This window comes from Flavobacterium gilvum, from assembly GCF_001761465.1.
GTDB lineage: Bacteria > Bacteroidota > Bacteroidia > Flavobacteriales > Flavobacteriaceae > Flavobacterium > Flavobacterium gilvum.
Genome location: NZ_CP017479.1, coordinates 3,794,130 through 3,819,055 on the forward strand (window position 1 = coordinate 3,794,130; position 24,926 = coordinate 3,819,055).

12 protein-coding genes and 1 other RNA gene are annotated in these 24,926 nt (G+C 38.1%); 2 read left to right on the forward strand and 11 right to left on the reverse strand.

Features of this window, described 5'->3' with window-relative positions:
- Positions 1-38: 38 nt before the first annotated feature.
- Entirely contained in the window at positions 39-1,241 is a 1,203-nt protein-coding gene (locus EM308_RS15440) for an NAD(P)-dependent oxidoreductase (protein WP_035639262.1), read from the reverse strand.
- A gap of 361 nt (positions 1,242-1,602) precedes the next feature.
- Here EM308_RS15440 and EM308_RS15445 point away from each other — a divergent pair, with 361 nt between their 5' ends.
- The gene (locus EM308_RS15445; protein ID WP_035639260.1) at positions 1,603-2,814 is read left to right on the forward strand and encodes a serine hydrolase domain-containing protein; all 1,212 of its coding nucleotides are present in this window, start codon (positions 1,603-1,605) and stop codon (positions 2,812-2,814) included.
- Between the two features lie 174 nt (positions 2,815-2,988).
- Positions 2,989-3,385, forward strand: a transfer-messenger RNA (tmRNA) gene (gene ssrA, locus EM308_RS15450).
- A 214-nt stretch (positions 3,386-3,599) separates the two neighbouring features.
- Here the strand turns inward: ssrA and EM308_RS15455 are convergent.
- The 10 genes from EM308_RS15455 to EM308_RS15500 form a co-directional block, all read right to left on the reverse strand.
- Positions 3,600-5,516: a right-handed parallel beta-helix repeat-containing protein gene (locus EM308_RS15455; protein ID WP_051877860.1), complete on the reverse strand. Its 1,917-nt coding sequence runs from the start codon at positions 5,514-5,516 to the stop codon at positions 3,600-3,602.
- A gap of 10 nt (positions 5,517-5,526) precedes the next feature.
- Positions 5,527-6,351: a sialate O-acetylesterase gene (locus tag EM308_RS15460; protein WP_035639257.1), complete on the reverse strand. Its 825-nt coding sequence runs from the start codon at positions 6,349-6,351 to the stop codon at positions 5,527-5,529.
- Positions 6,352-6,493: 142 nt separating this feature from the next.
- Positions 6,494-8,704 carry a glycosyl hydrolase family 95 catalytic domain-containing protein gene (locus EM308_RS15465; protein WP_051877859.1) on the reverse strand — a complete coding sequence of 737 codons (2,211 nt, stop codon included), beginning with the start codon at positions 8,702-8,704 and terminating at the stop codon, positions 6,494-6,496.
- 43 nt (positions 8,705-8,747) lie between these two features.
- A complete protein-coding gene (locus EM308_RS15470; protein ID WP_035639254.1) occupies positions 8,748-10,937 on the reverse strand; it encodes a hypothetical protein in 2,190 nt (729 codons plus the stop codon).
- 416 nt (positions 10,938-11,353) lie between these two features.
- Positions 11,354-12,745 (reverse strand): glycoside hydrolase family 76 protein, encoded by a 1,392-nt coding sequence (locus EM308_RS15475; protein ID WP_035639251.1) that lies wholly within the window; start codon positions 12,743-12,745, stop codon positions 11,354-11,356.
- Positions 12,746-12,764: 19 nt separating this feature from the next.
- On the reverse strand, positions 12,765-15,677 hold the full coding sequence (locus tag EM308_RS15480) for a glycoside hydrolase family 38 N-terminal domain-containing protein (RefSeq protein ID WP_197056146.1): 2,913 nt from the start codon (positions 15,675-15,677) through the stop codon (positions 12,765-12,767).
- Positions 15,678-16,072: 395 nt separating this feature from the next.
- Positions 16,073-18,802 (reverse strand): glycoside hydrolase family 38 C-terminal domain-containing protein, encoded by a 2,730-nt coding sequence (locus EM308_RS15485; RefSeq protein ID WP_035639249.1) that lies wholly within the window; start codon positions 18,800-18,802, stop codon positions 16,073-16,075.
- 421 nt (positions 18,803-19,223) lie between these two features.
- Complete coding sequence (locus EM308_RS15490; RefSeq protein ID WP_035639246.1) at positions 19,224-21,914, reverse strand: glycoside hydrolase family 38 C-terminal domain-containing protein; 2,691 nt, start codon at positions 21,912-21,914, stop codon at positions 19,224-19,226.
- Between the two features lie 47 nt (positions 21,915-21,961).
- Entirely contained in the window at positions 21,962-22,942 is a 981-nt protein-coding gene (locus EM308_RS15495; RefSeq protein ID WP_070261874.1) for a phytanoyl-CoA dioxygenase family protein, read from the reverse strand.
- 528 nt (positions 22,943-23,470) lie between these two features.
- Complete coding sequence (locus EM308_RS15500; RefSeq protein ID WP_035639243.1) at positions 23,471-24,922, reverse strand: sialate O-acetylesterase; 1,452 nt, start codon at positions 24,920-24,922, stop codon at positions 23,471-23,473.
- Between the last annotated feature and the right edge of the window lie 4 nt (positions 24,923-24,926).

The following is a 24,926-nucleotide window of genomic DNA, read 5'->3' on the forward strand; positions in this document are numbered from 1 at the left end:
TAATTCATAATTCATAATTCATAATTCATAATTCACAATTATTCCCCGTTTACATAATCCTGCAAATAACTGAATCGCTCGGTGAGTTTTCCGTTTTCGGTTATTTTGGCTCTTTTGAGGATACCATCTTTATCTCCATTAAAAAAGGCTGGCAAAACATGTTCTGAGAACATTTCTCCAAAACCTTCACTAGCATCTTTTGGCAACTCACAAGGCAAATTATCAACAGCCATGACTACGATTGCAGCAGGATGAAAAACATCTACTTCTTTATTTTCACTTGGCAAATAACCGTATAAAGGTTCTGCAATGGTTGAGGAGCGCAAAGTACAGGCGATTGATCCATTGACATCGCAGGAAATATCGGCAACCACTTTTATATTGCAATCACTTGCCTGAAGCATTTCTCGGGTCAAAATTGCCGGAGCTTCATTGGCATGAAAATGTCCGGTGATATAAATATCTGAAATCTTTGTGAATCGCTCAAAATCAGAAACATATTCGGATGGATTATGATGGAAATCTGTAAAATCAAGAACTTGGCCATCTTTCCTTTTATTATAATCCAAAACATCCAATTGGGTATAAACTGCTTGAGTATATTTTTTACTCAAATAATTTTCGGGAGTAACTTCCTTAATTTTCATGGCATCCAAAATTTCTTTGACACCATTCCCCACTTTTCCCGTGCCGGTAACCACAATTTTTAATGGAGGTAAAATCAACCTTTTTAAATGGGTAATCAATGCATCTTTCCCAGAAAGTGTTTCGGCTTTTGGCATTTTAAACAATTCGAATTTTATTCCAAAAGCACGAAAAGCATTGTAAGTTCCAACAAATCCTGCATATCTACCAAAACCAATTAATCTATAATTGTGAGAATTAACAATAGTTTCATAATCGTACAGGTATATTTTTTTTTCTAAAATAGCCTGTAATAACTTTCGGTTATGAGGTTGTTTCTTTATTGTATGCGAAAAAAAGAAATAGGTTTTATTCGGAATCAAATCATCTACCGGTACTTCTTTTACACCAAAAAGAACATCACAATCGCTGACATCATTGGTAACATCTATCCCCATACCTTGGTATTGTACATCGGTAAAAATACGGCTATCCGAACTTTCAACTCTTATGGTACAATCATGGTATTTCTGCTTTATTTTGGCCAATTCATCAGGCGAAAAAACAACTCTTCTATCGGGTGGATTTTTTCTTTCTTTTAGGATTCCGAATTTCATTTTTAAATATTCAACTTTATTAACATGTTTTGTTACAAAAATAACATTATCATTTGAAATAATTCCGTTTTTTAGAATTAATTCAACAAGGTGATAAAAATACTCTAAAGAAACCTTTTAGACAACGCAACTAGGCAAATAATAATAAAACAATAAAAAAGAAAGGAAGAAATTAGGCATCATAAGCACTCGATAATCCAAATATTTAGCATTAAAAACCAACAATAACATACTTAAATGTTACCAATTATACTGATCGCCAAACAAATAAAAAATGCTTTGAAAAAAAAGTTAAAATTTGAAAAAAACAGTAAATCAAAAGTTTTTGTTTCTATATATTTGCTTTTCTAGCACCACGAAAATGAATCTGACAAAAAAAACAATTATTTTAAATTTACTGCTCATAAACATACTGACGGGCTCATGTAAAAAAGACATTAAACAGGCCGAAAACAAGGAAATAAAAGACGCAGATCTTCCTGCAAACGTATTACCTAAAATGAAACCTTTGGTAAACGAAAAACCAAAACTCACTGCCTCCTATATAGATGAGAAACACAGAGAAATAGACTCTTTTTACAATAGAAACTGGCCTAACAATAGTATGAACGGTAGTTTTCTTGTTGCCAAAAACGGACAGATTATCTACGAAAAATATGAAGGTTATGCAAATCTTAGAGATAAGACTCCGATAACGGCCGACACTCCAATCCATATTGCATCTGTAAGTAAAGTGCTTACTGCAACAGCTGTTTTGAAATTGGTAAATGCCAAAAGAATAGATTTGGATAAAAAAGTTACAGATTATCTTAAAGAGTTTCCCTATCCGGAAGTAACGGTGAGAATGTTGCTTGATCACAGAAGCGGAATGCGTAATTATGCCTATTTTACAGATCGTGATAAAAGTGTTTGGGACAGACACAATACGCTGACCAACCAAGATATTTTGACCATTATGGGAACAAAAAACATTGGTTTGGAACAAAAAACAGGTACTCGATTTGCGTATTGCAATACCAATTATGCCATGTTGGCTTTGATTATCGAAAAAATTACCAAAATGTCGTACCGAAATGCAATGGCCGAAATTATTTTTAAACCACTTGGAATGACTCATACTTTTGTTCTTGATTTTGACAAAGACAAACATAATGTGGCACCATCCTACAAAGCCAACAGAGTTGAAATAGGCATTGATTATCTCGATAAAATTTATGGTGACAAAAACATTTACTCGACTCCAAGAGATTTGCTGAAATTTGACAGAGCTAGAAATTCACCTTCTTTTTTGGAACCTGATTTGTTAGCCCAAGTCTATACAGGATACAGTAATGAACGAAAAGGTACTAGAAATTACGGATTGGGTATCCGAATGATTAATTGGGAAAATGGCAAGAATTTTTATTACCATAACGGTTGGTGGCACGGTTTTACCTCATCATATATTCCTCTAAAAGATGAAAATGTGACGATAATTGCCTTATCCAATAAATTCAACCGAAGCACTTATGCGGTTAGAAAACTATCTGTACTGTTTGGGGATTATCCATTTAAGGTAAAAGATATTGAGTAGATTGCAGATTTTTGATTTTTGATTTCAAAATAAAGAATAAAGAATAAAGATGTTAGACTGTAGATTTTGCATTTTATCTTTGACCAGATTTGATATTGTAATTGATTATTGACATTGCCAATAAAATAAACTACATTTGCAGAATATTTGGAACTCCAATCCAATATAATAAATGGGGTCGACTGGTTTTGACAGCAAGTCGAATTGAAAAGTAAGCACGTCGAGAACTGGGATAATTCTCGCAAATAAAAGGTCTCAAACTTTTTACACGGCGAAGGAAACTACGCTCTTGCTGCATAATCTGAATTATAGTAAGATTAGCCTCGTCCTACAAGGTAGGAAAGCAGGATTTACCTCGAAAGCTTTGGTTTATAGCGGTCGATTAAGGTAAATCGTAAAGATAAACCTAGATTTCCACAAGCTTCGGGTGGGTTTCGAAAATTAAGAAGCTAAGCAAAGAGCGGTTGTTCCTGACCTAACTCAGCGTCGAAAATCCATTCAGGAAATAAGCGTGTAGAAAGCTCTTTAGTTGCTTGTTTGGACCCGGGTTCGATTCCCGGCGATTCCACAAATTCATTTTAAATGAAATCAAAAGCCTGTAAATCCTAAGATTTACAGGCTTTTTTGTATTTATGAATTTCGACCAAAAATACTTTAAAGCACTATAAAATAGTAGGTCTCAGAAAGTTTATTTGAAATCATTTTGCAAAACATATTTTATACAGTGATATTCGAATATTCAATTAATTTGTGCAATCCCTTTTTCAGTTAACTCTCCCAAGGCATCACTTTGGCCACACCTTGATTTCTCCATTCGCAGGTAATTCGAAAGGACCAGGAAAAGGATTGGTTACTTTACGTTTTTTGTCAAAGTAATCAGTATCAATGCGCAATGGAGTACCATCTCCGTTCTCGAACGTTTGTTGCGGAACAATAGCTTTACCAAGCATCTCCGAAGTTACAAGACGTCTCGTTTGTTCTGTCGACCACGCAGGGTTGGAAGAAAGACGGAGCCAGGCTTGCCCATCTCTGATTTCAATGGTAGGCTTGGGGTCAAAACTTGAGTCTAGCAGTGCTTTTGTCTCCTGTGTCGAAGGGAGGCTACCTTTAGTGAAGACATTTCCTTCCATCGCCATTGGCAGCGAAGTAGTATCGTAGTGTTTAAGCGTCGAGGGAGCGATGAATATATTGTTGATGAAACGATCATCTCCACTTCGGTTGTCGTATTGACCAACAATCGCTGTGCCATGAGGAACTAAATAGGGCGTTTTTCGTGGAAGCCAACGCTCGAAAGATGGATCGACTTTACGCATAAGGTTATGCACGAAAGCAGTTCCGTGGGCGGCATTGAAGACCGATTGGCCTGATAGGAGGATGTTGTTGGCAACGAGACAAGGACCGTGATTGACTTCAAGAAAAATATCTTGTCCGTCTCCCGCTTCGTAGAAACCTACTTTTCCAGAAGCTTTCGCTTGGTTATTGTGCATGAGATTACCCGTGATTTGAGTGCCTTGAGTCATCCAATCCAGATGCATGCCACGAAGACAGTGATGAATCCAGTTGTCACGAATGTAGGTGTCTACCGCACCATGAAATTTGATGCCCGCAATTTCCGCACCACCGTAGAGGTTCCGCACTGCAATATCGTGAATGTGATTGCGCTCGATAATACTAAAGGCGCCACCAAAAGCACCAACAATACCTACTTCGTCGCATTCTCGAATTTCATTGTTACGCACTAAGTGGTGACCGATGGAATCTTTGTTCCAGCCTTTCCCCAAAGCGCGTTCAATAGTCAAATTCCAATCCTTGTAACCAGGGCCGTTATTACCCCAATCATCACCGTACTTACCTAAAGACAAACCAGAACAGGCAGAGTTGCGAATGAGATTCTCCTCGATAACCCAACCTTTACTCCAGTTAGTTCCGATGATTGCTTTTTGCTCAATTGTAGGCGGAGCCCAGTTTGGTGCGGCATTTTGCAGGATAAAACCACGGACGGTAATATAGTTGATAAAGTTCTTTGTAGGATAGAAAACTGTCTGGCGAACATTTACCTCAACTTGAGATTGGTTTGGATTCTTGCCAGGAAACTGGGCGTGAACGATTGTATTTTCTGAACCGACCTCAGCGAAGAATAACGGATTACCCTCAGCTGGTTTGAGAACCCGATCAAGAGCTGTGGCCTCTTTGAGCCACTGATCATCAAGGTAGACTGAACCAGTGTGAGTTGTACGTTCCGGCGAGTGAAACCAATCTCCGGTTATCAAATCACCAAAAGGATTGTAGCCTCCGAAGAAGGTGTTTGGGATAACAGCTTTCCATGTATCATTTTGCTCCCTAGTCCAGCCAGTCACGGGTTCAGAACCAGTGATAATGACTTTTTCTCCCTTGGCTGCCTGATAGGTGATTCGCTTTGATGCAGATTCGCCACCACGCGGTGGAGCAACCGTTTCACGATAAATTCCTGTATGAACAGTTATTATATCTCCGGCCGCGGCTTTGTTGGCGGCAGCCATAATGGTTTTAAAAGGCTTTTTCAAAGAGCCTTCATTTTCATCACTTCCTTTCACAGACACGTGATATTCTTTGCCTTTAACATTACTAATCTTTCTCGAACTTTGTGCTACAACGGGAGATGTTATCAAGAATACAACAACAATAAGTCTCAGGGGATTTACCCAATCTATAATTTTTCTCATTTTATATGATTTATTTTAAAGGCAAGCCTTTTTCACTTTTATTAACAATCGCTTTTAACCACAACTCAGCAAAAGCATTCATACCGAAATCGGAAAAATGTACACCATCATATCTGTGAATAGCATGAATTAACGTATCGGTATCAGGACCTTGCAGTACGGCTTTATTTTCGTTGATAAACGATTGTTGCGCTTTTCGAATAACGTTATCTACACCCAATGGTTTGGTAGTCGCACCCGGATGATAAGAGGCAATCGATATATACAAATCTGCAGATTGCGTTTTTCGCAAGGTTTGCAAAATCATCGCAAGCTGTTCTTTATATAGTGCCTCAGAAGTGTTTTTGAGGTTATCTGTTTCTCCTTGATGCCAAAAGATATGGGTGAGTTGAATGTGTTGGCTTTCCAACATCTGAAGGGTTTCTTCCAGTTTTTTGGAACAACCACCACTTGTCCAGCAAGCGATTTCAGAACCACCCACTGCAATCGGAATAAAAATCACTTTTGTATAAAGACCTTTGTCAATCAACATGTCTCCTAATCGGGGCCATACACTTCCTTTATTTCCGGTGGCACCAAACAAGGGGTCTTTGGCAGCATATAATTTGCCCTTATAATAATTATAAACTGCAGCATTATGTGGCGTGTACGGATTTTGTCCATGGTTGGCCGCATTGGATTGCCCGAATGTGAGTGCAATCATTGTTTTGCCATCCTGTTGCAAATTAGCCATATTGACCAGCCTTGTTGTGTCAGCAGCAGTTGGTTCTTGTAATTGAGCATTTGCTTTGCTAAAAAAAGATGTAATAAAAACGAATACTAATAATATACGCATAAGATAGTTGGTTCTAATTTGGTAATTAATTTAAACATAAATATTTTGATTTTTTTTTTGTTAAAAATGAAAAACAATCTTAAAATTGATATTTTTATTCCACAACAGATAAACCATTAAAGACAAGCTATTTAACAAAAACCTATTTACCAGAAATGCTACCCCAATAATTAGTTCTCCCTTCTTGTTTCACAGCATTAACTTTCAGCGATAAATCATTTTTGTTTTTATATAAAATAACTTCTTCGCCTTTCTTAAGTTGAAAAGAATAATTGCCGTTCCCTAAATCCTTCAACTGTACATGGCCTTTAGCTTGTAGTTTTCCATCTATATTGGGATGAATAATACAAGGCTCTCCAACCAAGCTTTTTATTTTTACCCATTTTGTTTCACCACCTTTTCGCACTGCACTGATTAAAAATGCACCTTCGGTTCTTAAGTTTTCAAATGACAGATCTTTCCATGAAGATGGAACCGCAGGAAATACCCTGATCTTGTCACCCCAACTTTGTAATAACAACTCCTGAATAGAAGTGGCTGCGGCCAACGGAGTTTCGATCACTGGCCCTTCTTCTAAATACATGGTATTCGGTTTTGTATAGCCGAATAATTGATTCAGATAATCAAGTGCTATATCACCCTGTCCCATTACGGCATGTATTGATGCACTTCCCGTAAATGAAAATCCGGCAAATTCTGATTTTAGGCTAAGCCAATGTTGCAATGATTTTTCGATCAGCGGTCTATTTTCTGGTTGTTCCCAATTCATGATGCACAAAGGATGAATCATAAGCATATGTGAATAATGACGGTGCGATTTACTAAATGGCACATCCCTACCTATCATCAAACCATTTTCGTCCGTCGGGTAATCCGTTAGATTAATCAATACATCTTTCCATCGAGGAGCAAGACTGTCATTTGGGTTTATTTTTAATAAAGTTTCGCAACCCCAACGCAATAACGATAAATCGTAATTACAATCTCTAGTAGTTCCAGCGGGATATTCAGGCGAATAAGTATAAGGTAAATGCCATTTGCCATCCGCTTCTTTCGCCATCACATCTAAGTAATAATTGATACTTCCCTTTAACAATGGAAAAAGTTTTGCTTTTATACTTTCGTCCATAGTATAGCGATATTGTAGCCAATAATTATATAAACACCAGGTAAGATCACCAAGCTCGGGTTCACCTTCTGGACCGGTTACTTCACTTAATGGCTTCACTGTTACCGGGCTGTACAAATCCATTGTAGCTACACGACCCAATGCCAGTGCATTGTGTCGGTATGCTTCAGGTACATTCTTGCTCAAATTCTCTTTACCTGCATCAATCATTTGTACAAGCCCATTAGCTACATCCAACTGATTGGCTGCATAAAGCGGTGAATAAGTCAACTGAATATTTAGGTTAAACCAATAAGCAGGCCATGGTGTATACCGAAACCAAGGTCCCATCAAATCTAAAGCCGGCTTTCCCTCCCTAGTAGCCGATGCCAGTTTATATAATTGTATCCAATAAAAACTTTCCAGTTTTGAATCAGGTAGTGATATAAAACTCTGGGAATAATAATGATGCCACCATTGTCTGTGGATATTTAGCAATTGTTTTATATCCTTTTTGGTCACATTGTTTACAATTTGTGTAGCCTCATCTACCGAAGATTGCTTTCTGTTGATAGCGACTGATATATAGTACGTTTTGCTATTTGAGTTATTTTTTTCTGTCCATGCCGTAGTATAATCACCACCGGCAAGCATTGGCTGTTTGCAGTATTCGACCGCTCCGTCCTTTGCAAGAATAGCGGGTGGATTCGCTACATATCCTTTAGGAATAGGCCGGAATTTGAAGCGGCTGTTTATGGAAACTTCAGGGCAAAACAGCCACTGAAATTTTCTTTCACCTACACTCATCTTCGTTTCAAAAACAATCACATTCGTTTGTGAGAGTGTATAGGTTCTCCATTGAATCGTTCCTTTATCAGTTACAATTGTTCCATTGGCTTCCGCATTCCATAAATCAAGGCGAGCGGTATTCTTTAAAATTTTCCCTTCAGGCTTAAGCTCAAAATGACCTATAGGCATACGAGATCTGTCTCTGCCATCTATAACATCTGTTCGACCAATCTCCAAACGCAAGGTATTGTCATCTTTCATATACAACATAGTACCCAGCAAACCATTACCGGTAAAAACACCCTCTTCCCATTTGGTAGTAAGCGTATTATACACCATATCGTTACGGGATAGAAAATTTTTCCAGTCAATCCCTGTTTTAATTTGGGCTATGCTAGTTTGAATCAAGAATATCGACAGAATGATACTGCCTGATTTTGCTAATTTGTTAATCATAAGAATTCAACATTTTTAAAAACCTTTTCGTCCATCACCATCCTTATTTTTGCTTATCGAGAATTTTATTAGTGATTATTTGTGTTTCATTTTCATTGCCGGCAATTTTAATATAAACTTGATTGTTTTTCACTTCTATGAAAACATCTGCGGGCTTATTCATGGCAAAAATGGTGTTCCCGTTTTTTTGCAATGATGAAAAACCAGTAGCAGCTAGTTTTTCAACATTGTTTTTCGAATCAATTTTTATAGCTGCCAGACCTTTATAATTTCCAGAAAACACTGTACCGTTATCTGTAAAAGTAAAGCTTGCCAAAGCATTGTCCTGTATCGATTTTACATCGGTAAACACATAAGTGTTGTCTTCCGTTAATACTCCATTTTGTAGTTCGTTTTTCTTAATTCCCAGTTTAGCTATGGCATCCAATGAAAAAGAAGTAGCAACGGATTTACTTAAGATTTTCTTCCATTCCTCAGTAATATCATTTCCGTTAAAGTCGCTGGTGCAGTCTCCTTCTACGATTAGTTTACCTCCCTTCTTTATATATTCCTGTATAAATTTTGTTGTACTTTTCCTTGCATATTGCGGATACAGGAAAACAATGGCATCAAATTCATGTCCCTGTAAAACAGGCTTCCCATTGGCACCAATGGATAACCTTCCATCAGTAATTTCGTCTGTGGGTACCAATGCATTTAGATATCCAGCATTCCATAGCTGCATTGCCTTTTCTTCTATTTTTAATTTACCTTTTAAGTCATACGCGTTTCTTGATAACGTATCCGGATACCAATTGGTGAGTGACTCCATTCCGAATAATACCAATAATTTTATTTTGGGGAAAGAAGGATTAAAATTATTCAACAAACGGGCACAATTTTCTACTTTATTAATTTGGGCTTGCGCCAAAGGATGCTCAATACTTACTCCCCAACTCTGAACATCATTGATGGCGTGATAATGCGTGCGAATACCATATCGTAAATCGGTTAACGCTTTTGTCCAGATTTTATCCAGATTTTTGTTGTAATACATATTGTATATCGCATTCATTGGATAACTGAAACCAATCCCCATTTGGGTAGGTGTTGGAGTGTCTTCATCGGTTTGCCCATAATCTCTTTTTATGTTCCACCAGTTCAGTCCTGTATGCCATATTTCATCACCATCTAAAGTGTTGTGGTGCGTATCGTGGAAACCAATGAAAGTGTTTTTTCCAAAGTAAAGTTTACCTGCACGATAAATTTCCTTTTCCATTTCAATAGTTCCGCTGCGCATAACGGACATATAATTGTTTATTGCTTTGGCCCTAATACCTAGTTTCCCCGTCGGTGCATAACGCATGTCAAAAAAGGTTTGCTTTAGATTTAAACCGGTGTTGGCTTTAAAAACAGAATCCATGGGAAGTGAATAAGGACGCTCCCTGAAAACATCTCCAGCTTTTAATAACCATGAAGGAACAATAGGCAAATTGCAGTATTCATCAAGACCTACACCATCGAAAGGAATATCGGAATATGTCTTCAAAATAGATGTAAGATTGCCCACAGCCTGAGGACTGTAATTACTCCAGTAATTGTAGTAATGCTGGGTAAGTATATAAACAGTATAACCTTTCATGGCCTCACCTAAATCTACCGAAACTGCTACACTATTTGTCGCTTCTGTTTTTTGCACCTTTGAAGTAATGTCCGTTAGACTGCCGGGTATATAAAAACCATCTGCTGATTTTTTAAAAGCATATACACTATATAATTCGCTTTTTAATAACAAATTCATAAATCTGGCATGCTTAGCCACAGATGTAAATGAACCTTTGCCATTATTATCCAGTTTTATTTCTCCCTCCTGTATAAGCCGAGATGTATTTTTGAGAGGTACGGCATCTACCGGACCCCCTAACTGAAGTCCTATTCTGATTCCTTTAGCATGTGCATACTTCACCACATTATCATAAACGGGGTGCATGGTTTTCGAATCATAAGAATTAACCCCGTTTCTTGGTGTCAGAAAAACATATGTGTATTTGCTGAAAGCGGAAATACTATCAATTTTATTTTTATATCTGGTTTCGTCGAATTGATCTTTTGTAAAAAACCAATAAGCAATCTGCGGATGATTTGCATTTTCAAAAGCCGGAATATAATTCTGAATGGTTTGATTCGATTGTGAAGCCGCCGAAAACGAAATAAGAAGCTGAATAAACAGTAAAAACAAAAACTGTAAAGACATTCGCTTATATGATAATCTTGCAAAACATATTTTGATATCCCGACAAATTGAAAAGGCAGTACTACTACTTAATACAAACAAGTTAATAAAAAATTTATTCATTGAAAGCCGGTTATTATTTAACCCGCAAGGTTTATTTTTTTTTAGCATACAGAAATATTGTTGTTGTTTTTTTACTCGATAACCATTTTATTTCTCACATAGTAATCTATGTAAAAAATAGTGCTATTTCTATTCATTCTTTACAGATTAGTTATAAAACCTATGTCTCTATGTGGTTCATTTTTTTTAAAAAGAACCCGATCGATAGCGAATTGTCTAAGCAATTACTCCCAACGGGTTCTTATTAATAAAATATTATTATACCCTTTTCATCAATATGTGAAACAGGAAGATTCGATTCTTTATATTCCAATTTACATCAGTCGAATTGTTGCACCAAGGGCATCAAGGCCTATGGATTGGCAAACACATAATCTCCATCCTAAATCTACCTTTTCTATATCCCATTTTAGAATATCATCAGCGACTCCCCATTCTTTTTTAAACTGCTGTATATATAATTTATCTTTTTCAGCGTTGGTGTATTCGGCCTTGAATTGGTTGTTCGAACTATCACGTGTTTCCCATATTGCATTTGCGGTTGCTTTGATGTTACTTTTAAAATCAACACCACTGACTCTTCCGCCAAGTATTCCCAAATATCGCATCATAATACCACGTCCAGCTAGATAATCGCTACCAAACTCAGGCCCCATATTGGCTACCAAAGGCGCTTCGCGGATGACATGATCCATATCACTAATCAAAGTTGTTTTTATTCCTTTTGCAATTAATTCCAAATAGGCATTTATTTTATCGGTAAATACATTTACATTAAACGCTGTTCCTTTTTTATTTTTTGTTACCCATTCAGCGACATTGTCTTTGATGGCCAGCATGTTGGTAAGCGACGCTAATAACATTCCCTGGTCGCCTGTCCATACCCATCCTTTGTGCCAAGTAGGATGCGTAGTATCTTTATAACCAGATCCTTCAAAAATAGCAATTGGCCTTTCCTGTACCAATGCACCTCCGGAGGCTGTTTTCTTTAGATATTCATACTGATTCAATTGAAACCAACTATCAAACCACATCCACTGGTCGTAAGCCATCTCTAGGTATTTATCATTGTCTGCTATTTTTTCCGCAAGTGTTAGGCGATAAATTCGGGTTGAGAGTAAAAAAAACAACACATTCGTTACTGTATTTTTCACACCAGTGCTTTGACCTTTGGCGTCTCCATTTCTAAAACCATGCGGAATGGGGACTGCCGATGATAAAGGGTCGTAAGCATGGATTTTTGCCTGCTTCCAACACAAATCGGTAGAAAGCTGCAGGTATTTATCTGCTAACTCTTTATTCCCGGCACGCAATAAATATCGTCTGGCATTAAGCCCCATTAGCCCCCACCAACCAAAATCATCTGCCCAAAAATTATTAGGATCAAGACTATGGAAATAAGCCATGTTTTTTTCAAGCATCAAGTTCACCTTTTGCTGCATCAATTTTACTTCTGGCTTATCTGGCCATTTTTGCTGTACAACATCTGTAAAATTAAGACACGCATCGAAAGTATTACCTCTTCTCCAAAAATCATTGCATTCCCAAACACTTTCAAACCTATTAAAAGCGGCTATACTCATCTTGAAGAGCTTATCAGCTTCGTAATACTCTTTGGCTTCAAAATCAATACTACTTAAGACATTTGTATAAGGAAAAAGCAGTGCAAAAGTTCCTGTCATTTTTACAAAATTTCTTCTTTTCATAAATTTATCATTATAAGGTTTAACGAATGAAGTCTGCAACTAATGTAATCATTCCCTTTGCAGGAACCAGCACTTCGGTCTCCATCGGATTTTTTCCTTTACCAATTGCCTTATTGTCTATTTGTATTGATGTCGGTTTCATCTCCAGCCAGTTTACTTTTACCTGTTCGTCTTTATCAGAAACAGAACGCAACCTTACTTCCATCTTCTTGCCTGACTCATCCACTTTCAATATTGACAGCAATACTTTTGGATTATCTGACAGCGATAATAAAGGTTTTTGACTTATTTTTTGTTTTAATGGGCTAACGATTAAAGGTTGCGATTGCTCCATCCCAAAACGATTGGCCATTCCTGCATCATAAGCTGTATTATGTGGAAGCAGACGGTAACGGAATTCTAACTTGCCTTCCTGACTTAATGGGAAGTTAGTATGCCAGTGATTGTTTAAAGCCCAAGAGTAAATAGTTGCACTTGGCGTAAGTTTCTTAATCCATTTTGGTGAATTAGCGGCTCCTCCCAGAATGTCTGCCGTTAAATCTCCTACTTCAAAAACAGGAGCATCTAATGAACACATAGTCACTCCTTTCTCTTTATTGGAAACATCCAGCCAGCGTTGAAAGCCTATCCAGTTTCGATTGGCGCCATCCAATTGGTCGTTATCTATTTTCATAATACCCCATGGAATATCCACCATGGTCTCTGGCTGAGGAATATTGAACGCAAATCCAAAATGCACCCCTTCTTTTTTGGTTATCGATTGCTTATCCAGATTGTTCTTGATATCTACGTAAGGCTGATCTTTTACAAGTGTAATTGTTCGGGATAGGCTATTACTGCCCTCCGCGGCCGATTCTACTAAAATTGAGGCCAACAACGGACCATTTTCAAGGATTGAAATTTTCACATTTGATGTACCAGAAACTCTATTCAGCGTATCACTGCTTTTCAGGTAACGATAACTATTGATACTGCAAGCAGCTTTTGCATCAACAAATTCGTTTGCTCCTTTTGTTAAACTGGATATATCCCCCGTTTGAGGATCAAGCACTACTTTGATGCTTCCGTTATCCAAAACGTTGTCATGAGCAAGCATGCCACTGGCGTTGTTTTTCTCTTCACTCAACATGAAATTCTTTGATCCTAAAGCAGGAACATTTTCAGCCATGAACACTAGTTCACCAGTAGAAAGCTTTTGTGACAAAACCGTTTTTCCCGATTCATTTTTTACACTATTGTATCTACCGCTTTGCTCTTTTGAAAGCTTTACCAACTGGCTTCGATTCCAAGACAAAGTATTAAAAACACCTACTATTTCACTTTCGTTTTTGGCAACAGGAGCTAAGGCTCGCTGCATTAAATCTTTACTGATATCTTCCCCTTTTTGAAAGTATCCAAATTTGACATTCAAAATATCATTGGTGATTGGTTGCTTTGAAGGATCCATATAACACCAGGTATGCTCCGTTCCTAGACTGACATTTCTCCAAGCTTCTTTCAAGTCTGCTCGTGGTGCAGGTTCTCCCGGATGAAGCATTGCCCAAAGCGTTTCATCCTGAATCAACCTTTCCTTAGTACTCTTGTTCATACCAGTTTGCTTAGCGGCTGTCCCCAAACCATCTGTCCAATATTCTGTATAATCTCCGGATAACACAGGTAACTGGTTCCCATACTTCTCCTCAAATTTTTTCATAATCGTTGTAGCACCTGCAATCACCAGATGGGGATAGGCATACTCTTCATTCCAGCTTTTTACAGCCTCGGGCAGGTCTGCATCAATAGGCATATTGTCTGCCATGGCCCAGGACATCGCAAATATGTCATAAGGATAATAATCAGCCTTTTGCAATTTAGGCAACATATCAGCCAGGTATTTATCAATGAAATGCTTTCTTGGCGTATCGGTCCTTACCACTTTCATTAATTTTGTACTATCTATCTGGCCAGCCATTTTGGGCCAATAATCAAAACCCTTGGCAGCAGCTCCGGGAGAATAGCTTCCAGGCTGAAGAAAGAGCACTTTGGATTTACCATCAATACTTTTCCACCAAAATGGACGGAAACTCATCAAATCCATAGAACGACCCACCCTATCAAAACCATTGTTGAAGGCCATAATGTATTTGATACCCAATTGTGAAGCCACTGGAACCAATCCCCAAGTCATGCCCGGCACATCTACCTGTACAAAAGTCTCAATCTTTTTGCCGGTTAATTTTTCAAAATCCTTACTATGCTCCAAAAATTCAAACAATTCTTCATCTACCGCCACACTAGTATTAGTATTTACATAGCTTGCATCCAGCTGCAGATACCCTTTCTTAACGGCATCAATTACCTTCTGTTTTGCCTGAGGACTTGCCTTGCTAAACAGGCGTTCAACAGGCCATAATACCTCCGGATTCCATAGATAACGTGCTCCTTCGGGATAGGTTGCTGTTTTTTTTGCCAATTCCATCCCTTCGAAAATATTTCTTTTATGGATTGTTTCAACATTTTCTTGGGTATTGGTATAACCAATATCTACGTGTGAGTGAGGATAGATATATACCGTCCATTGACGTAAAGCGGGTACTTTTACACTTCGCTCCAGAACTTTATTCGACTGATTTACAACGATCTTCAGTTGGCAATCTGTTTTTACACCCAAACCAGCAGGCAATAAAACATTTAGGCTGTCTATTCCATTCTTTCCATCAATAGGTAACAATTCTTTTATGCTATTAGATTGCAATGTTACTGTCCCTTTTCCTTTTAATGGAGCATTTTTAAAATATAACATCAATGATCTTCCAGGTTTTTTATCAGGACGATGGCGATAAAAAGACTGGACTTTAACCATTAAAGAATCTGAAAAAGAGGTCTTTGCAAACACATTCAGATTACCCTGCAATAATAGAAAAAGGGCAAATAAACTAGTTAACTTATTCATGTTATTCATATCTAATGATTATTTTAAGGTTTATAAACTATGGAATTGAAATATCATTGGTTATAATTCCGATTTCATTTTCAAGTGATTCAATACTCGATCTTTCTTCAAATATAATTTTTATAACAGCAGTTAAATACAATTCCGTTAACTAAAACTTGTATTATTTTAATAAGTACAAATCTATTTTCTCAAAATAAGGTAAATATTCCATAAATTTTTCAACCCACTCAGGACTAAATTGAATACGCATAAAGAACATATTAATTGAATTAGTTTCTCAAAATTCTTCACTATTGATAATCAAAAAGGGTAATGGAAGTCATTTTGTTTTTTGACATAAAAAAAAATTCCAAACGTTTTCAATAATAATATTTACAAACGATATGGCTGATTTATTTCAGCAAAAATGTACGTGGCTGGTTGGCTCCTATTTCAAATGAAAAGGAATTGTTGATAATTGAAATCCCTTTTTTATCCATTAGTTCTCCTCTTAGATTACACAAATATGCTTTTTTGAATGAAGCGTTTGCCGGAAGCGTCACAACGCATTTTCCTGCATTGCCAGCCTCTTCCCAAAAACGGATACTCGCCTCATTCCCTTTTTTATTGAATGAAGTTACCAATACACCTTTACGATCTAGTGTCAAGCCTGTTTGCATATTAGGCAATTCACGACTTGCTTCAAATCTATGTGCATAAGACAGGTCTGTAGAACCCAAAAATGCAGCACTTAATGGCGAACGAGTTTCTTCGGAAGGTGTTATAAGACTAGAAGTTGCATCATAATTTTTATAACTCCAGATGTAAAATTTTGCCGAATGAGATCCTTCTATCCATTCTGTAAAATTGGTGGCCCAAACATTATTGTATAAGTTTGACAGAACTGTACCAGTAGTCAATGTCCTGGTTTTGTTGTACACGCCAATGCCAGGCTGGTCGATACTTACACCGGGTGTATTCGGACAATTCAAACCAATTCCTCCTGTTTTATCATACATAGCCATCGCTGTGTTGAGAAAATAAAAATCATGATTGGTTTTATCAACCAAATCCTTTTGCGGATCAACGATACCGCCGGTACGTAGCAAACGATATTCAGGTTTGTCCAAAGCAAATGGGAAAGCAATCCATCCCGCTTCAGGGTTGGCTGTAGGTTTTTTTCCATCAAGACCGACAGTGATTTCAATATAAGGCTGATTTTCGTACAGCGTATAACTCACTAGGTATTGCTGTGCGCCACTGTCATTTAGCTGGCACATAGCAGTGGCACGAACCATACTGCTATTATTTAACCACTCTATTTTACTACATTGCCCATTGTTGCGGATCGTTTTTTGATTAGACAGTTGACTTGGCAACCTGATAAATTCCTGGGCTGCCCATTCCTCTGCACCTGGCTTTATATAATTGTTATTGTAAGTTTGTACCTGCTCCCTTCCTAATTGCTCATATACATACTCCCCAAAAGCATACTTGCTTTTTGAATCTACCAATTCTCTATTATTTTCCTTATCATAGACCGATTGCAAAGTACCTGTAGCTGGGTTAATCGTTAATTTAAAAAACTTATTTTCTAAAACATTGGTTTGTTCATTGGCAGAAAGTGTCGATGTAGTTTCTACCGGACTATCTAGCGTTACAAAAGTTTTATAACCACCTGCAGGAATTTCAGTGGCATCAAACTCAAGTAGGTTATGATCTTGGTGAACCGGAATAATTTTACCTGTTTCGAGGTCTTTCACTGCTTTGATAGTCGGTACTTCGTGCGAGGGGTTTTCATAATAGCTTTCAAAAAGACTGACACGTCCGCTTCTTGCCCATGGCAACGGGTTATATACAGTTACATGTGGATTTTTCTCCTTTACTGATTTTGCCAGCTCAAAAAGTAAGTTCCGCTTTATGGGCCAGATCAATTTTTCGGCTTTTCGTACGTAAGCCGACTTCTCTTCCCATGATTTTTCGAGGAAATAATAATTCCCCTCAGCTTTGTTAATTTTAAAATCGTTGTCGTATTTCCAAAAAAGCTGATGCCCATGCGACATAGATGCCCCAAAAGTGTGCTCATCAAAAAGCAACATATTTTCTGTGGCGGTATTCACGTACTTATCTATGGAAACATCCCTGCCTCTCCACAAATTCATTTGGGTATTCAACTGCTCAGTAATATAAGTTTCACGCTGAAATTTTTTATCCGTTTTCACTTCTTCAGGCATTGACATAAATCCATGGATCCAGGTATCCGGCATATCGCCTTTGATTGTTGGCAACTGTGGATTTTCCTTCATCAGCAAATCATAAAAATCAGAGATTCTACCAATATGAATCCGTGCATTAGGCATTTTTTCTTTAGCTTCTTTTAATAGCGCAGCTACCTCTTTCGGATCCGGTGCTCCCGTGTTTTCGTGAGTATGAATCATAGCCAACCATGTTTTATGAGGCCAATTCTTTGGTGGCAAAATACCCGAACCATAATACTGTGCCCAGTAAAAAGTAAGCAGCTTTGAACCATCAGGACCTTGCCACCAAAACAAAGTTGGCACATCTGGTGATGTTGAACCTGGATTACAGCCTATGTGTAAAATATCAACACCTGCGTTTTTTAACAAAGTTGGAATAACCCAAGAATGTTCGGGAACATCGGTAAACTTGGCATCACGGGCAGGTTTTAGTCCATAACGACGGTTAATATTATCGGCAAATGACAACCCCCTAGTAAGGTTTTCCATATCGCTCGCCTCAGTTTCTAAAGTAAAAGGTAGCGCATGTGGCACAATACGTCCGTCCTTAATGGCTTTTTCCAAACGTGGTTTATTTTCCGGAGAACAATTATCGAGCATATATTGTAACGGCCATGCGGGAATGGTCCATACAAACTGCTCATTCTTTGGTAATGAAGCTGTTTGATCGATGGAAGCCAGTGTTTTATCTAACATAGGGCCTGAGTATTTCTGCAATACACCTTCTGCCCAATCGGTATAACCGACATCTACGTGCATTTTGAAAGCAACTACGATATCAGTTACTGTATTATTAGCGTTTCCATTTCCTGCATCAGTGGCAGCAATCTGTGCCTGCGACAATACAGGGAGTATCAAAATTAAAATTAATGTTATTTTTTTCATAACTATTTGCTTTTTCTATTTGACATTATGATTTACTAAAAAAAATCTTCCCTTTCAATGCTTTTCTTTTTGAGGATTAAATAATAAATTCAACCTCAAATTCAACAACATTTACGCTTTCTACAAACATTACGCTCCTAACAGAGCTTAATCAATTGAATTGATTTTCACTGAATTTATTTCAAATAATAATCGAATCAGGTTGAAATCTATTAAATGCGATTATTTTTTTTCAATATAAAAATGCAACATCAATATTTGGCACAGAACTAGACAAATCTTTTAAACCATCATCTTCACTCATCAAAAGAGGAAAAACTTGCTATCTAACACCTTATCCTTTTTCATTTGGAAAAAATTACGCAAAATATTTAAACGATTATCTGCATACTATTTTAGCATAAAAGCTACTTAATCTAAATCATTCCAAAATAAAACTCGCCGGCCCAAATCCCTTGATAGGGCAACTAAATTTTCCATTGCTAATTTTTATTGCCTTGCCATTTGCTTCACCCCGAAGATTAACTGGCCGAGCTATGGTAAAATTCTTTTGTCCTGACAGTGCAATGGTCACCTCACCCGAATTTCCGGCCATCTCCCATAAACGTAGCAATGTACCTTTATTCCCATCGGGATTATTCCCAAATTCTGTTACCAAAATGCCTTTACGGGAGAGCTCTACCCCTTTTTGTGATGGTGGCAATGAGCCGTCTCCTTTTTCGGTAACTATTGCCTGAAGAGGATAACTTGTTTCTAAAGCGGGAACCGTCATGCTTTCGGGTTGCGTTTTGGTTTTGTCCAATGTCCAGATTCGTACACGAGAACTCCAGGAGCCAGAATACCAGTATCTGTAATTTGTATTCCACTGATTATTGTAGAGATTGAGATATACAACAGGCTTTTTAGGGACAAAATCAAGGGAAAACTTCCAGATGCCCGGTGTATCCAAACTAATCAGCGGATGGTCAATCGGACATATTGCTATACCATTTCCGGCAGCATCGGTCATTGTAACACCCTGACCTACCGAATAAATATCCTTATTGGCGCCTTTCAAAATATCAGTAGCAGGATTCATTATTCCCAACGGACGATATACTTTAAAATTAGGATCTTTTATATTAAAAGGAAGGGCAAGCCAATCGGCCTCAGGCCAGTTATCTTTGGCTTTGTCCAGAATAGTTATTTCTAGGTCGATATATGGTTGTCCCTCTGTAAGCGTTACGGTTAATCGTGAACCGGGTAAATGCTTAGCCGCGTCAGCAGGCATTTCAAGAACAGCGATTTGTTGCAATGAACTGCTATTGATATTCAATTTTCCTCCAGCAGGAGACGCCATGCGATACGGAACTTCTTTCTCTGAAATCATACCAGTTTTGTTAATGCCGGGATGCAGCCAGTCTCCCTTCTCTCCAAAAGCCTGCCATGCACGTTTTTGCTGGTAATCTGCCGTATACTTAGCGGCTTGTTCGTAAGTAAACCGTTCGTTGAAATATTGCCCAGTCTGATGTCCTGAGATATTGGCAGCCCAATCGCGACCGGTTTTTTTGTCAATCAAAGACGAGATTGTTCCATTATTGTCATCAAACGTTATTTTATAAAATTGATTCTCGATGAACTTGTTGGCAGTATTCTGCACAATCTGCTTAGCAGGTACAGGAATTGTTTTGTAGCCGCTGGCAGGTATATCTTTTACAAATATGGGTTGTCCGTTTATCTCAACCAGTCCGTTTCGTGTCCAAGGCAATGGGTTATAAACAACGATGCTATTGGGAGCAGATTTTACAGATTTAGCCAACAAGGACAGGTTGTCTTGTTTAAGATGATTGGCAATACGCCATGCTCCTCGGATATAATCCGTTTTATCTTCCCAAGATGCTTCAAGATCGGCATAAGTAGCAGGATCTAATTTCTTAAATTCATCGCCATATTGATTAATAGATTTACTGCCTCCCCAAGTATGTTCGGCATACAGTGCCATCAACTCGTATGCCCTGGCCACCGAATCGGCAACTGTAGTTACAGGCAATCCCCAGGTTTTCAATTGTGTATTCAGCATAGCACCTGAAGCTATCAATGGCGCCGATTGTCGGGACATACTAATTCCTCCTGGGTCGCACATACTACCATGCACCCAAGTATCAGGCATTTCTCCTTTCACCACCGGCAATTTGGGATGCGTAGCCAGCAAGCCTTTGGCAAAATCATCCATCGTACCCACTTTTATTTTCACACCGGGCATCTTATTCAATACTTCATCAAACAATGATTTTACTTGTTGCGCAGTAGGAGGACCACTATTATCCAATGTTACAAGAATGGCAGGCCAAACCGCATAAGGCCAGTCCGCTGGAGGCAGTAGTCCGCGTCCAACAAAATGATCTGCCCCGCCCCAATTATCTGGCCAGCTAAGCCCAGTAGTAGTTCCATAAATACTTGAATAAAATGTTAACAATCGGGATCCATCGGGGCCTTCCCACCAAAACAATCCCGGTGTTTGTACAAATCCGCTTGGCCAGTTGCAACCTATATGCAAAAACTTCACACCGGCGTTGGAGAGAACGGTGGCCAACTCACGAGAATGAGAAGGCATATCAGTCACTTTCGCTGATTGTGGCAGGGGAAGATTGTATTGTCTAGAGAGATTTGACGCAAAATTTAGTCCACGTGTCAACACTTCTGGTCCGCATAAATCCGTTTCAACTGTAAAAGGCATCGCGTGGGTAATAAATTTCCCTGTTCGAAAAGCGTCATCCAGTTTCTGGCGGCGATCCGATGTCTGTCCTGTCCAAGGTTCCATAACTTTTGACATTACCCAACCCGGAGCTGTCCATTTAAATTGCTGTTCAACAGGCAGTGACTTCGATTCGTCCATCACTTTAAGAGCTTTGTCAATCATCTCTGTGCGGTAATACTGCACAATATCTTTCACCCTATGCGTATAGCCAATATCAAAGTGTGTCTTGAATATTACAATAATCTCTTTCACATTATTGTTCCTAACAAAAGGCTCGCCCTTGCTGTTTTCTGATATTTTGGTCTGTGCCAAAACACTATTTTCGCAAATGCAAAAAGCTGCTAGTAATAATAAAAAAAGTTTAGATTGTTTCATTAATTCTTATTTTTAGTAGATTCATTTTAATTTTTAATGCTTTTCTATTATTCCGAAGCATTCTGGATGGCATTATTTCTAAGAACTGGAATGCTGCCTAAAAGATTTTTGATTTCGGAAGCTCTATCATCAAACAATAAAGGAAAAAACTGATTGTCAAGCACTTGATCTTGTGGCATCGGTGGAAAATGTTCTAATGCGGCCATACGCTCATAACCAGCAGTATTTCCCAGAGTCCCATCGGCCATGGAATTGAGTACTACTGCCCTGCGTGATCTCTCCGAATAATTGGCATACGAGCCATGCATCATCAACGGATGGTGAAAACTGGCATATCCTTTCGGTAATTCGTTGGCAAACTTATTGTCAAAAGCAGCATTCTGCTCTTCGTTTAATACGCCTCTTACAGCTTCCATATCGCCAGCTAGTCCTGTAATAGGCAACAATCCCCATTTATGACTACCAGGCACGTAATAAAGACAACCGTTTTCTTTGTTGGCATCGTCAAGTCCAATCCAGCATGTTAGATGTTGCATAGGTTTGGTGAACGTCCAGTAAGAATAATCCTGATGCCAAGCCACTACTCCACCATGCTTTGCGGGTTTACAAAACAATTGGTCATGGAAAAAACGAAACGGCTCTCCCATCAATTGGTACGCTGCCATACGGTAAGCCGGTGACCAAATAAGATCATGAAATCCAGGTGTTAAACGCCATCCACCGATAGCATGAAATAACACTTTACTAGGATCTTCAGATTCATTGCTTTCATAGTGGTAGAACAGCTTTTTCTCTTCTTCATTAACCGACTGTAGTTTTACTAATTCTTCATTCAATAAATCTACCTGATCTTCAGTCAGGATTTTGACACCCGATAGATAACCGTATTCGTGAAAAAAATTGACCTGCTCTTTTGAGAGCACATATTGCTCCCATTCGGCAGCAGTAGTTGGCTGTTGAAATATATTGGCAATCGGACCAGTGAAATCTGCCAAATCAGTTAAAGGGGTAATTTCATTTTTTTTCATAACAAAAAGTTTTTATAATTGTCTTTAATTATTATCTAATTAATTCAAGTTGCTAGTTAATTGATTTGTTCAATTGCAGTCCAAATACAAATAAGGTCAGTTTTATTAGAAAGGTTTCAAGTGTAACTGCATAGATTCCAAAACTACCTTGATATTGGCTCCAAAATAAATACAATCGTCTTTTTTTGGGTAGAAATCGTCTTTTTTTGATTAAAATATTTATAAATCATTAACTCCAAACAATTAACTTCTCCTTTGTTTATAATGTTATCCAACTAGCAACTTGAATTAATTATAACCCGTTGGTTGTAATTGCTACGCCAATTCGCTATCGCTCGGGTTCTGTTTAAATAAAAACTGAAACACATTAGGAACTATAGATTTTATAGATCATCTGTAAAGAAAGAATAGAAATAGCACTATTTTCCACATAGCCAATCTATGTGAGAAGTGAAACGGTTATTTACTCTTTTTAAAAACTATAAATTCTATGTTTCCATGTGTTAAAAAATATTTGCACCCAACGGGTTAATTATATTTCCAATCAATAGCATCTGTACGAAAAGGAACAGCAGGGAGTCCTGCACCGTTAAACAGATTTGGTCTGGCTTCTTCGTTCCATGCAAAACGAACAGCAACAGGGTTTGTAATACCAGGAGCAGACACAATGATTTTTTGACCTTCAATTATGGCAGTTGCAGGAACAAACTTACCATCATTCCCTGCTATAGAAAACCAACTTAAAGGCTTATTATCAACACTTTTCAATCCATCACTAAAATTGAATGATAAGATAGCATTGCCATTTTGCACCTTCATACTTTTGAAAACAGGTCCACTGCTTACTATTTTTTTATTATAATCCTTTGCAAGTGATAATAACGCTAACCTTCTGCCTACTTCCCATTTATAGGACGGGTGAATGTCCGTAAGAGTATCCACCAGATCCGAGACAACCGCCATTCCTGTGTGAGGTATCTTCAAGGATTGTGTTTGCCCTTCCCACAACTCTGGAAGCGATTCTGTAGTAAGTGTTATAGGATTCACTTGCTTGAATTTAGTATAATAATATGGAGCAATCAGTACCGAATAAAAAGGAAGTTTGTCATTCCCCCATTGTTTGCGCCAACCTTCAATCAAAGCCTGCATTTTATCAGCATAACGTATTCCATCATTAATCAAGCAATTAGACTCACCCTGATACCAAAGAAAGCCTCGTAATGCAAAGGGGGCTAAAGGTTGAATCATGCTTTTATAATTCATTCCGGGAGCAACATTATCTATCATAAAAGGCGTTTTTTGGCTCTCTGCAGCAAATGCCGGCAAGGCCTTATAAGCCTCGTCGGGAGTCCAAGGTTCAATACGGCTCCCTCCCCATGAAGAAGAAATTACACCAATTGGAACATTTAGATTTGACTGAATAGATTTTGCGAAATAAAACCCTGCAGCTGAAAACTGTTCCAAAGCAGTCCCTCCACACTCATTCCAACCGGTTGTTGTTACATCAGGGCTACTCAATATTTTCTCGACTTTAAATATACGAATATTTGGGTAGTTTTTAGTTAATTCCAATGCTGTGCTGTCAACTCCCACCTTCGGTTTTGCATAATTGGAAGGCAATTTCATAGTATATTCCATATTCGACTGGCCAGAACACAACCAAACTTCACCCACAAGAATATTTGAAAGTGTAATCGTATTACTGCCAGAAATTGTCATCATTTGTGGCTTATATGACGCTTTTAATGGAGAAAGTTCCACTCTCCAATTTCCATCCGAATCCGTTTTAGTGGTTTTCTTCTGACCTGAAAAAGAGACAGTAACCATTTCGCTAGGACTAGCCCATCCCCATACAGGCACAGGTTTTTCACGTTGTAATACCATATTACTGCCCAATACTTTTGGGAGTTTCACTTGTGCTTTAATAAAAGCAGAAGATGCTAAAAGAAGCGTAAGAGTGAATAACGTTTTTATGTTCATAATC